The organism is Streptococcus sp. A22, from assembly GCF_043674215.1.
Taxonomy (GTDB): domain Bacteria; phylum Bacillota; class Bacilli; order Lactobacillales; family Streptococcaceae; genus Streptococcus; species Streptococcus suis_V.
In genome coordinates, this window is sequence record NZ_JBIMJQ010000004.1 from 1 (window position 1) to 11,923 (window position 11,923).

The following is an 11,923-nucleotide window of genomic DNA, read 5'->3' on the forward strand; positions in this document are numbered from 1 at the left end:
GTCACAATCGATCTCGTCTCAAAATCCTGAGCAATAAAGGCGAGTTTTCCCTTGTTCCGACTAAATTCATCCCAGCTCAAGACTTTTGGTAATTTCATAAAATCATGCTCAAATTGAAATTGAGCCAGTTTCCTCTGGACAACTGACACGGAGATATGTAGTCTCCTAGCGATGGCTATATTGGTCATGTTTTCTGTATGGAGTTGTGTGATTTTCTCCCAAATAGGTTGGGAAATCTGACAGTTTTTCTTGACTAGAGGTGTCTCAGATACAGTCACTTTTTGGCAAGATTTGCATTGAAACCGTCGTTTCTTAAGCAAGAGGAGGGTCGGAAAGCCCTGGCAATCCAAAATCGGAATCTTTGACGACTTTTGAAAGTCGTACTTGATACACTTTCCTTGGCAATGAGGACAACCAGGGCTGTCGTAATCTAGCTTTGCCCTGATTTCTAGATGGGTCTGATGTTTCAAAATGAAGAGAATTTTGATGTTTTTGTCTTTGATTCCGATTAGTTCTGTGGTATGATAAAGCTGTTCCATATGAACCCTTTCTAATGAGTTGTTTAGTCGCTTTTCATTATAGGTCATATGGGACTTTTTTTCTACACTCAAAAAGGCTCCATAATCTCTACAGTGGATTTACCCACTACAGAAATTATAGAGCCGGATTTTTTTGATAATTTTGTTGAAACTATCAAAAAGTTCTTGCTAAATAGTAGGAATGATGGTACACTTATCATGCCTAGGAAAAGTTATTATAGCTATTCTAGCAAATATCAGACCTATATGGGATCAGTAGCTCTGCTATTGATCATAACCAAAGCCTACGGACAGGCGGGTCGAATGCCGAAGCGTGGCGTAAGTCACATTATTGATAGGGTTAAAAGCCTACATTTTATAAGTTGATGTTGGGAAGAATTTCCTAATTTCTAATTTTGTCAGTGTGGTGAAAGCACACGTCATCTTGTGAAACGGTCAATAAAGTACGTATATATTTGCACTGGAGAGTAGGAAACGGTAGGCACATAAACTCAAGAGAAGAATAAAAAACGTCAATTTGGATTGTAGAGCAGGATGAACCCTGCTCTTTTTACTTGTTTAAAAAGGGGTAGGAGTTCCATCAAGCAAAGGAGTTTTTCAATATGAAAAATCAACACCAAGCCCCTATTTATCAGGGATTGGTACAGTTACGCCGAAAACGGATTGTTCCCTTTGATGTGCCTGGACACAAACGGGGTCGGGGAAATCCTGAATTAGTAGAACTACTTGGCGAAAAATGCGTGGGGATTGATGTCAATTCCATGAAACCCTTGGATAACTTAGGGCATCCTGTGTCCATTATCCGGGAGGCCGAGGAATTGGCGGCAGAAGCCTTTGGTGCCAGTCATGCCTTTCTCATGGTTGGAGGGACTACCTCTTCCGTCCAGACCATGATTCTGGCGACCTGTAAGGCAGGCGATAAAATCATCCTCCCTCGAAATGTCCACAAGTCAGCCCTCAATGCCCTAGTTCTCTGTGGTGCCATCCCTGTCTATGTGGATATGAGCGTGGAGTCACGGATTGGCATTGCTCTTTCCTTGGAAAATGATGCCTTTGAACGGGCGATTTCTGAGCATCCTGATGCGGTTGCTGTCTTGATCAACAATCCGACCTACTATGGTATCTGCTCAGACCTGCGTACCTTGACTGAGAAAGCTCATGCAGCAGGCATGAAAGTATTGGTGGACGAGGCCCATGGTGCGCATTTGCATTTTTCGGAAAAATTGCCAGAGGCGGCTATGGATGTTGGGGCTGATATGGCAGCTGTTTCCATGCACAAATCAGGTGGCAGCCTGACCCAGAGCTCGCTCCTATTGGTCGGTCCTGATATGAATGTGGAGTATGTCCGCCAGATTATCAATCTGACCCAGTCTACATCTGCCTCCTATCTCTTGCTGGCTAGTTTGGATATTTCAAGGAGAAATCTGGCCCTTCGTGGCAAAGAATCTTTTGAAAAAGTCATTGAAATGTCTGAGTATGCTCGCCGTGAAATCAACGCTATCGGTGGCTACTATGCCTATTCAAAAGAATTGATCGATGGTAAAACGGTGCATGATTTCGATGTCACCAAGCTCTCCATCTATACGCAGGGCATTGGTCTGACAGGGATTGAAGTCTATGATTTGTTGCGGGATGAGTACGACATCCAGATTGAATTTGGCGACATTGGCAATATCTTGGCCTATATTTCAATCGGTGACCGCTTGCAGGACATTGAGCGGCTGGTGGGAGCATTGGCTGACATCAAGCGTCTTTACTCACGCGATGGTTCGGATTTGATTTCAGGGGAGTACATCCAGCCGCAGCTGGTTTTGTCACCGCAGCAAGCCTTTTATGCAGAGCGGGAAAGCCGTTCCCTGCAAGAAGCAGTTGGTCAGGTCTGTGGGGAATTTGTCATGTGCTATCCGCCTGGTATTCCGCTTTTAGCTCCAGGTGAACGAGTGACCCAAGAAATTGTTGACTACATCATCTTTGCCAAGGAGCGTGGTTGCTCCGTCCAAGGTACAGAAGATCCAGATATTAATTTCATCAATGTCATTAAGGAGGGTTAAAGATGGAAATGTGGTTTTCAGAAGTTCAAACGCCAGATGTAAAATTGTCCATTCGGACCAGCCAACAACTTTATGCTGGAAAAAGCGAATACCAAGATATAGCTGTGTTGGACTCGCCAGCCTTTGGAAAGATTTTGACCCTTAATGGTCGGGTTCTCTTTTCAGACGCAGATGATTTTGTCTACAACGAGATGGCTGTTCATGTGCCCATGGCAGTTCATCCCAATCCCAAGAAAATCTTGATTCTGGGTGGGGGAGATGGTGGTGTTGCCCAAGTTCTCAGTATGTATCCTGAAATCGAACGTATTGATGTAGTAGAGCCGGATGAGTTATTGGTTGAAGTGTGTCGTCAGTATTTCCCAGACTATGCATCAGGACTTGAAGATGAGCGTGTAGAGGTTTATTTGCAGGACGGCCTGCGGTTCTTGCGCAACTGTGAAAATGAATATGACATCATCATCAATGATGCGACTGATCCATTTGGGCATACGGAAGGACTCTTTACCAAGGAATTTTATGGTAATGCCTACCGAGCTTTGAAGGAAGATGGGATCATGGTTTACCAACATGGTTCGCCATTTTATGACGAAGATGAGTCTGCTTTTCGTTCTATGCACAGAAAGGCGGCCCAATCCTTCCCTATCAGCCGAGTCTATCAGGCCCATATTCCGACATCTGCGGCAGGCTATTGGTTATTTGGCTTTGCCTCTAAAAAATACCATCCCATTGAAGATTATGATAAGGAAAAATGGAAGGCGCGTCAGCTTTTCACAGAATACTATACCGCAAACTTACATATTGGAGCATTTCTCTTGCCCCGCTATGTCGAAGATATTTTAGAAGAAGAGGAGAAAAAATAATGAGTCGTTTGTTAGTGATTGGTTGTGGTGGAGTTGCTCAGGTTGCCATCAGCAAGGTTTGTCAGGCAGAAGATACCTTCAAGGAAGTCATGATTGCCAGCCGGACCAAGTCCAAGTGTGATGATTTGAAGGCTGTTTTGGAAGAAAAAACAGCCGTAAAAATCGAAACTGCCCAAGTAGATGCGGACAAGGTGGAAGAAGTGATTGCCTTGATTGAAAGCTACCAGCCAAAAGCTGTCTTAAACGTTGCCCTGCCTTACCAAGACTTGACCATCATGGATGCCTGCTTGGCGACAGGTGTGGACTACATCGACACCGCCAACTACGAGTCCGAGGACACAGAGGATCCAGAATGGCGGGCTATCTACGAAAAACGCTGTGCAGAAGAAGGCTTCACAGCCTACTTTGACTACTCATGGCAGTGGGCTTATAAGGAGCGTTTTGAAAAAGCAGGGCTGACAGCACTTTTGGGGTCCGGATTTGATCCAGGGGTGACCAGCGTATTTTCAGCCTACGCACTCAAGCATTATTTTGATGAAATTCATTACATCGACATCCTAGACTGTAACGGTGGAGACCACGGTTATCCATTTGCGACCAACTTCAACCCAGAAATCAACTTGCGTGAGGTTTCAGCACCAGGTTCCTACTGGGAAAATGGCAAATGGGTGGAAGTTGAAGCCATGTCGATCAAGCGAGAGTACGATTTCCCAGAAGTGGGTCAAAAAGATATGTACCTCCTCCATCACGAAGAAATCGAGTCGCTGGCTAAGAATATTCCAGGTGTCAAACGCATCCGCTTCTTCATGACCTTCGGTCAATCCTACTTGACCCATATGAAATGTTTGGAAAATGTTGGTCTCTTGCGTACGGATCCAATCAACTTTAATGGACAAGAAGTAGTGCCTATCCAATTCCTCAAAGCATTATTGCCAGACCCAGCTAGCCTAGGTCCACGTACTGTTGGGAAAACCAATATTGGTTGTATTTTCACTGGTGTCAAAGACGGTGTAGAGAAAACTATCTACATTTACAATGTTTGTGACCACCAGGAATGTTACAAGGAAGTTGGTTCACAGGCTATTTCTTACACAACTGGCGTACCAGCTATGATTGGAACCAAGCTTGTCATGGATGGAACCTGGAAGAAACCAGGCGTTTACAACTTGGAAGAATTGGATCCAGATCCATTTATGGACCTGCTTAACCAATATGGATTGCCTTGGCAGGTAGTAGAAAATCCAGTATTGGTGGACTAGATGAGAATTGATCAAGTCCCAACGCCAGCCTATGTCATTGACGAAGCAAAGCTGGTCAACAATTTAGAAATTCTCAAGTCTGTCCAAGACCGCACAGGCTGTAAGGTACTTTTGGCCCAAAAAGCCTTTTCCATGTATGCCACCTATCCGCTGATTAGCCAATACCTAGCTGGAACCACCGCATCAGGACTTTATGAAGCTAGGCTCGGTCGTGAGGAATTTTGTGGTGAAGTCCATGTTTTTGCTCCAGCCTTCAAGGATGCGGATTTGGAGGAGATTTTGGAAATTGCAGACCACATTGTCTTCAATTCAGAGCGCCAACTCCGCAAGCACGTGGACAAATGCCGAGCAGCTGGAGTTAGTGTCGGCCTGCGGATCAATCCAGAATGCTCCACTCAAGACGAGCATGCCCTTTACGACCCCTGTGCAACAGGCTCTCGTTTTGGTGTCCGTATCAGTCAGTTTTCAGAAGACCTGCTAGACTTGGTGGATGGCCTGCATTTCCATACTCTCTGCGAGCAAAATTCCGATGATTTGAAAACCACCTTGGAGTCTGTTGAGGACAAATTCGGCCCCTATCTACACCGTATTAAATGGCTCAATATGGGCGGAGGCCATCATGTGACCAGAGAAGATTATGATCTGGACTTGCTGATTTCCTCTATCCAGTACATGCAGGAAAAATATGGGCTGGAAGTCTATATCGAGCCAGGAGAAGCCATTGCTCTCAATGCAGGCTATTTGGTGACAGAAGTTTTAGACATTGTCGAAAATGGTATTGAAACGCTAGTATTAGACGCATCAGCTACCTGTCACATGCCAGATGTCTTGGAAATGCCCTATCGCCCACCGCTTCGCCATGGCTTTGAGGCTGGTGAAAAGGCCTATACTTACCGACTGTCTTCCAATACCTGTCTGACGGGCGACATCATCGGCGATTATTCCTTTGAAAAGCCTGTGGAGATTGGTGACAAACTCTATTTTGAGGACATGGCAATCTATTCTTTTGTTAAAAATAATACCTTCAACGGCATCGGTCTGCCAAGTCTGGTCTTGATGGATCAGACAGGCGACTGTCGGATTATCAAAAGCTTTGGTTATGAAGATTTCAAGGGGAGGTTATCATGATAGAAAGTCCAAAAGCAGCGGGTTACCGCATGCCTGCTGAGTATGAGCCCCATCATGGAACCCTCATGGTGTGGCCGACCCGTCCAGGATCCTGGCCCTTTGATGGTCAGGGGGCAAAAAAATCCTTTAGCCAGGTTATTAAAAGCATTGCTGAAAGCGAGCAGGTCTATCTCTTGGTCGATGAAGTACATCGTCAAGAAGCCCAGTCTATGCTGGGTGATGGCATCACTTACCTAGATATTCCAACAAATGATGCTTGGGCGCGTGACACAGGTCCGACGGTTTTGGTCCATGAAAATGGCAGAGCTTTGTCTGTCGATTGGGCTTTTAACGCATGGGGCGGAAGCTATGATGGTCTTTATCAGGATTATGAGGCAGATGATCAGGTGGCCAGCCGCTTTAGTCAGGCTCTCGATTTGCCTGTCTATGATGCCCATCCCTTTGTTCTTGAGGGCGGAGCCATTCACAGTGACGGTGAAGGAACTATCATGGTGACCGAATCCTGTTTACTCAGCCCAGGCCGTAATCCCCATCTGACCAAGGACCAGATTGAACAGGTTCTCTTAGACTGCTTAGGTGCTGAAAAGGTCCTTTGGTTGCCTTATGGTATCTACAAAGATGAAACCAATGAACACGTGGACAATGTTGCGGCCTTTGTTGGTCCAGCCGAGATAGTTTTAGCTTGGACGGATGATGAGGCAGACCCCCAATATGCCATGTCCAAAGCTGATTTGGACTACTTGGAAAAGCAAGTGGATGCCAAGGGCAGAAAGTTGATCGTCCATAAACTGCCTATCCCCAAGTATCCAATTCTAGTAACAGAAGAGGACTTGCCAGGCTATGTTTATGAAGCGGGGGAAGAAGTACGGACAGCTGGCGAACGTTTGGCGGCTTCCTATGTGAATTTCTACGTCAGCAACGGTGCGGTTCTGGTGCCCCAGTTTGATGATGAGCATGATGCGCAGGCACTGCATTTCCTAGCGCAGCTTTTTCCAACCAGAAAAGTCGTCGGCATTCCAGCTCGCGACATCCTACTTGGGGGTGGGAATGTTCATTGTATTACCCAGCAAATTCCTCTTTATGGGGCTAAATGTCCCTGATATTGCGTCAAGTCGGTTTGGCATACTCTAGTATAGCCTGTACCGTCTTTCCTTATCTCAGGAACATTCTATCTCCCATAAAGAATTTATGAAAAGGATAAATAATATGAGAAATGTTACTGTTGCAGCTGTTCAGATGCAGTGTAGTCAGGATCTTGAGGGAAATCTGGCGACCGCAGAGCGTTTGGTCAGACAGGCTGCTAATCAGGGAGCGCAGATTATCCTCCTACCCGAACTTTTTGAGCGTCCTTATTTTTGTCAAGAACGCCAGTATGATTACTATAACTATGCCAAGTCTGTAGAAGAAAATGATGCTGTTCAGCACTTTATTCCTATTGCAAAGGAATTGCAGGTGGTTTTGCCCGTTTCTTTTTATGAAAAGGATGGCAATAGCCTGTATAACTCGATTGCAGTTATTGATGCGGATGGGACAGTTTTGGGAGTTTACCGCAAGACCCATATTCCTGACGATCATTATTACCAGGAGAAGTTTTACTTCACACCTGGAAATACTGGATTTAAAGTCTGGGAAACTCGTTATGCCAAGTTTGGTATCGGAATATGCTGGGATCAATGGTTTCCAGAAACGGCTCGCTGTCTAGCTCTGAATGGAGCAGAATTACTCTTTTACCCAACAGCTATTGGTTCGGAGCCGATTTTGGATACTGATAGCCAAGGTCATTGGCAGCGGACTATGCAGGGTCATGCTGCAGCCAATATCACACCTGTCATTGCGGCCAATCGAATTGGCTTGGAAAAAGTACGGCCTTCTGTAGAAAATGGCGGCCAATCTTCTAGCCTGCGTTTTTATGGTTCGTCCTTTATGACTGATGAAACAGGTGAATTGATTGAACAAGCGGGACGAGAGGAAGAAGTTGTCTTGCTTGCTACTTATGATTTGGACAAGGGAGCGCGTGAGCGCTTGGACTGGGGACTTTTCAGAGATCGTAGACCGCACATGTACAGGTCTATTTGTCAATAGTGTTCAACCTATTCTCCAAGTTCTGTGAGTACGGATCGGCAGTTTTCGTCAGCGGTCAGTCAAACTTGGACAGAAGCTAGTGACACAGGCGTGACAGACTTTACGCGCGGATTGACTGCTACACAAGAAGAATTTAGTTTTAATTGGACACTGAAAGACTATGATAGTTTGGTAACTGGGATGAAAGAGGATGCCACTGGGGATAGTTTGTCGGATATCATTGAGAAATATGGAAAACCTTCATCAGCTAGATTCGGCGAATATTCAGAAGAATACTTATTTTTAACTTACGCTGCTATGGAGTATGGGATCAATGAAGACCAGCGAAACCTTAAATTGGTCTTTTATAAAAATGGTTCAGACTACTATTTAATGAATAAGGAAGTCTTTTATTTACCAGATGACCAGTTCCCGACCAAGGAAGCAGATCCAAATACGAATTTGTGGACCAAAGAAGTGTTTCAGCAAGTCATCGTGGGAGATAGCAATACAGGACAAGGCGGGATGGGCTATGAAGAGGTGATTGCTTTGGGAGGTCTACCATATGAAGCTACTCTGTTTGCTTATGGAGGAGGAATTTTCGAAGAAAGGAAAGAACTTCAAATATTTTACAAAAATGGATCTGGTTCAAAGCAAACATTCGTAGATTTTCGATTTGTTCGACAAAAAGATGGAATTTACAGAGTATACGCAAAAAATGGAACCTTTTATAACTAAGGTCAGCACTAAAAAATCCTCATCTAAACGCATAGATGAGGATTTTTTTTATTGTAAGAATTGTTGTAACCACTGGCTGCCGTAAATCCAAAAATAACTATAGGCAACGATGGAAACCGGACGGCAGAGGAGGGTGATGAGAATGAATTTTCGGTAGCTCATACTGGTCAATCCTGTAATCATGACAACGATATCCGCAGGCGAAATGGGCGATAGCATACAGAGGATAAAGAATATCTCGTAACCGCGCTTGTTGTCAATCTTGCTTTCATATTTGTAGAAGGTTTCTTCAGACATAAAGAGCAGGCAGAATTTTTTGCCGTAGCGTCTGGCCAACCAGAAGAGGATAATACCGCCGACAAAAATACCAATGTAATTGAGCAAAAAGCCCCACCAAAAATTAAATACTAGAAATCCGACAACAGTAGTAACACCACCGGGAATGATAGGGAAAACAACCTGAATGATTTGTAGCAATAAAAAGGACAGACTACCCAGTGCCCCTTGACTCTTGATGAAGTGACTGAGGATATTTTGGTCATTTAGAATCCCGATTTTATAGAGCCAAAAGAGGAAAACAGCCGTTCCAATCAAGGTTAGAACGCTTAGGACCTGGATGGCTTTTTGAGAGAATTTGTACATGATATTACTTTACCATATTTCTAGAAAATTTGAAAATGAAATTAAGCGATTGCAGTCTTGCAATTTTTACTAAAATCTGTTATACTAACCAAGTATCAAACCTACGGGGTTGTTACGGATTCGACAGGCATTATGAGGCTTGTTCTGCAACTCATCGGCAGATGTAAAAATGCCAGTTAAATATAACTGCAAAAAATACAAACACTTACGCATTAGCAGCTTAATAACCTGCCTGCGTGACCAGTCGCGAATTGCTTGTGTTTGCTGATTGGTCTTAAAATAACAAGCTACGTTGGGATTGAGTTAGGCTGTCCCAAAAGAGATGTACTAACTCGCTTGGTCTGGATTTGAGTTATGTATCGAGCCCAAGTTAAAGCAAGACATAACCTATGGTTGTAGACGAATAAGTTAGCAGGTGTTTGGACGTGGGTTCGACTCCCACCAGCTCCATATATGGAAGATTACTCAAGAGGCTCAAGAGGCCGTGTTGGAAACGCGGTAGGCGTGTAACAGCGTGCGTGGGTTCGAATCCCATGTCTTCCGTATAGAAATGAAGGAACAGCATTGACTGTTCTTTTTCTTTTGCAAAATAAGGCTCTCTACTAGCTACAAAAGTAACTGGCAGAGAGCGTTTTTCTTTTTATTGTAGGTTCAATTTCTTGGTCATGATGTAATGGGTACCAAAGTAGTAGGCGAAGGCCAATATAATGTTGATTAGGACCATTACTGGGTTTGGATAGAGTGATAAGGGTGAACCGAACATTCCTTCCAGATTATTTAAATACAGCAGATTCGTCAAAATGCCGACCACGACTGTGATACCGATATAGGTGATAATCGCGAACAGGAGACGGTGGTCCTTGAAGAGTTGACCGACAGAAACTGAAAAATAGATAAGCAGAATCCAAGTAATGGCACCGATAAAACTGTCAATTAAGTAGCTAGCTAGTGATGCCACATTTATCTGTTCCAGAACAACTTGTAGATCTGGAAGAACCTCGCCGGTGTTTATCAGGAGGACTGTTATGACGATACCAATGGAAAGAACGGCTGTAATACCAGACAAGAGATACCAAACCAGAGAGGCAAAGAGCTTGCTGAGGATGATTTGGTGCTCATTGACAGGTAAAGTCATGGTCAAATAGCCCTGTCTACCATAGACATTTTTCCGGAAACGATTGATAATCATAAGGAAGGTTGAGAGGAAGAGGGCTGCTACTAGGATACCGAAAATCATGAAGGCGGATCCCACGAAAATCCCTTCAGCTATTTCAGGCTGATCAGAACGGCTGGATATGGCTTGTACCCAAAAAGCAAGCACAGTGGCTAAAGCTAGGGTTCCGGCATAGATACCGAAGTACCACTTGCCCACAGATTGGAATTCGTATTTTACCAATTTCTTAAACATAATTATCTCCTATTTGACTAAGCTTTGAAATCCTGACGGAAGAGTTGATCGATAGACTCACCCGTTTCAATCCGCAAATCGTCGACATTTCCTTGACGTATAACACTTCCATAATGAAGAAAGATGACCTCATCCAAAATTTGCTCTACATCTGAAATCAAGTGGGTAGAGATGATGACAGAAGAAGTAGGCGAATAGTTGTTGACAATGGTTGTGAGGATGTAGTCGCGGGCTGCAGGGTCTACACCACCGATTGGCTCATCCAAGACATAGAGCTGGGCCTGGCGGCTCATGACCAAAATCAACTGCACCTTTTCCTTGTTTCCTTTTGACAGGTGTTTCATGCGGGCGTTGAGGTCAATTCCTAGGTCCTGCAAGAGATGGATGGCCCGTTCCTTGTCAAAATCTGCGTAAAAATCCGTGAAGAATGTGAGGGCATCTGAAACCTTCATATGCTCGTCCAGATAGGTCGTATCTGGCAGATAGGACACGATAGCCTTGGTCTCTGGTGAAGGAGTGCGGCCGTTGATAATGATTTGGCCATATTCAGGCTGGAGCAAACCGTTTAAGAGCTTGATGAGAGTGGTCTTACCAGAACCGTTTGGACCCAGGAGACCGATGATTTTTCCAGCGCCTAATTTCAGGTTGACATTGTTGAGGGCAACAGCTCCGCCATAAGATTTTGAAACTTGTTGCAGTTCGACTAAAGTATATGGGTTATTCATAGCTAATTCCTTTCAAATAATCATCCAATCGTTCGGTCAATTCGTCCTGGCTAAAACCGAGGTCCAACATATTGTTGATAAAGTTTTCCAATTCCTTTTGCGCCAGGTGGAGGCGGGTCTGAGTAATCAGTTCCTGGTTGTCTGTCACATAGCGGCCTGTTGTGCGGACGGAGTAGACAAAACCTTCTGCCTCCAAGTCGGACAGGGCCCGCTGGACCGTGTTTGGGTTGACACCGGCAATTTCAGCCAGGTCCCGCACGGTTGGCAACTTATCTCCAGGTTTTAATTGATTGGTTACAATTTGTAATTTAATTGTATTGGTGATTTGGATATAGATGGGCATGTTGTTATCAAATTTCCAAGCCATAAGAGAATCCTTTCCGGGAGACAGGCTCCCTGTGTTCTTGTTCTGATTACATAATACAATAATATTTTTAAGAATGCAAGCGAAAAGAGACGATATTTTGAAAAAAATTAGAAGGAATTTTTGGTATAATATAGAAAAAGGAGGT

12 protein-coding genes, 1 tRNA gene and 1 other RNA gene are annotated in these 11,923 nt (G+C 44.3%); 9 read left to right on the forward strand and 5 right to left on the reverse strand.

What is annotated here, in order from left to right; genetic code table 11:
* Positions 1-539: transposase family protein (locus tag ACHBHN_RS02295; protein WP_394733592.1), on the reverse strand; the 539-nt coding region annotated here is incomplete at its 3' end.
* Positions 540-1,141: 602 nt separating this feature from the next.
* On the opposite strand from ACHBHN_RS02295, the gene ACHBHN_RS02300 reads away from it, so the two are divergent.
* The 7 genes from ACHBHN_RS02300 to ACHBHN_RS02330 all read left to right on the forward strand — a co-directional run bounded on the left by ACHBHN_RS02300 (position 1,142) and on the right by ACHBHN_RS02330 (position 8,636).
* Positions 1,142-2,590, forward strand: coding sequence for an aminotransferase class I/II-fold pyridoxal phosphate-dependent enzyme (locus ACHBHN_RS02300; protein ID WP_394733133.1), 1,449 nt, complete (start codon positions 1,142-1,144; stop codon positions 2,588-2,590).
* 2 nt (positions 2,591-2,592) lie between these two features.
* Positions 2,593-3,450, forward strand: a complete 858-nt coding sequence (speE, locus tag ACHBHN_RS02305; RefSeq protein ID WP_172021900.1) for a polyamine aminopropyltransferase — start codon at positions 2,593-2,595, stop codon at positions 3,448-3,450.
* Positions 3,450-4,709 carry a saccharopine dehydrogenase family protein gene (locus ACHBHN_RS02310; protein WP_394733565.1) on the forward strand — a complete coding sequence of 420 codons (1,260 nt, stop codon included), beginning with the start codon at positions 3,450-3,452 and terminating at the stop codon, positions 4,707-4,709. Before speE ends, ACHBHN_RS02310 begins: the two co-directional genes overlap by 1 nt.
* A complete protein-coding gene (nspC, locus tag ACHBHN_RS02315) occupies positions 4,710-5,837 on the forward strand; it encodes a carboxynorspermidine decarboxylase (protein WP_394733566.1) in 1,128 nt (375 codons plus the stop codon).
* Entirely contained in the window at positions 5,834-6,937 is a 1,104-nt protein-coding gene (aguA, locus tag ACHBHN_RS02320) for an agmatine deiminase (protein ID WP_394733567.1), read from the forward strand. The genes nspC and aguA overlap by 4 nt, the downstream gene beginning before the upstream one ends.
* Positions 6,938-7,043: 106 nt before the next feature.
* Positions 7,044-7,919, forward strand: coding sequence for an N-carbamoylputrescine amidase (gene aguB, locus ACHBHN_RS02325; RefSeq protein WP_394733128.1), 876 nt, complete (start codon positions 7,044-7,046; stop codon positions 7,917-7,919).
* Positions 7,920-7,943: 24 nt separating this feature from the next.
* Entirely contained in the window at positions 7,944-8,636 is a 693-nt protein-coding gene (locus ACHBHN_RS02330) for a hypothetical protein (RefSeq protein ID WP_105122310.1), read from the forward strand.
* Positions 8,637-8,684: 48 nt separating this feature from the next.
* On the opposite strand, the gene ACHBHN_RS02335 is transcribed toward ACHBHN_RS02330, so the two are convergent.
* Positions 8,685-9,278, reverse strand: coding sequence for a TVP38/TMEM64 family protein (locus ACHBHN_RS02335; protein WP_394733568.1), 594 nt, complete (start codon positions 9,276-9,278; stop codon positions 8,685-8,687).
* 105 nt (positions 9,279-9,383) lie between these two features.
* Between ACHBHN_RS02335 and ssrA the strand changes: the two genes are divergently transcribed.
* Together ssrA and ACHBHN_RS02345 are read left to right on the forward strand one after the other, a co-directional pair.
* Positions 9,384-9,731: a transfer-messenger RNA gene (ssrA, locus tag ACHBHN_RS02340) on the forward strand.
* Between the two features lie 2 nt (positions 9,732-9,733).
* A tRNA-Ser gene (locus tag ACHBHN_RS02345) sits at positions 9,734-9,821 on the forward strand.
* A gap of 97 nt (positions 9,822-9,918) precedes the next feature.
* On the opposite strand, the gene ACHBHN_RS02350 is transcribed toward ACHBHN_RS02345, so the two are convergent.
* The 3 genes from ACHBHN_RS02350 to ACHBHN_RS02360 are packed head-to-tail and all read right to left on the reverse strand — an operon-like array spanning position 9,919 to position 11,778.
* Entirely contained in the window at positions 9,919-10,686 is a 768-nt protein-coding gene (locus ACHBHN_RS02350) for an ABC transporter permease (RefSeq protein WP_394731368.1), read from the reverse strand.
* Positions 10,687-10,703: 17 nt separating this feature from the next.
* Entirely contained in the window at positions 10,704-11,411 is a 708-nt protein-coding gene (locus ACHBHN_RS02355; RefSeq protein WP_394731367.1) for an ABC transporter ATP-binding protein, read from the reverse strand.
* Positions 11,404-11,778: a GntR family transcriptional regulator gene (locus ACHBHN_RS02360; RefSeq protein ID WP_105111857.1), complete on the reverse strand. Its 375-nt coding sequence runs from the start codon at positions 11,776-11,778 to the stop codon at positions 11,404-11,406. The genes ACHBHN_RS02355 and ACHBHN_RS02360 overlap by 8 nt, the downstream gene beginning before the upstream one ends.
* Between the last annotated feature and the right edge of the window lie 145 nt (positions 11,779-11,923).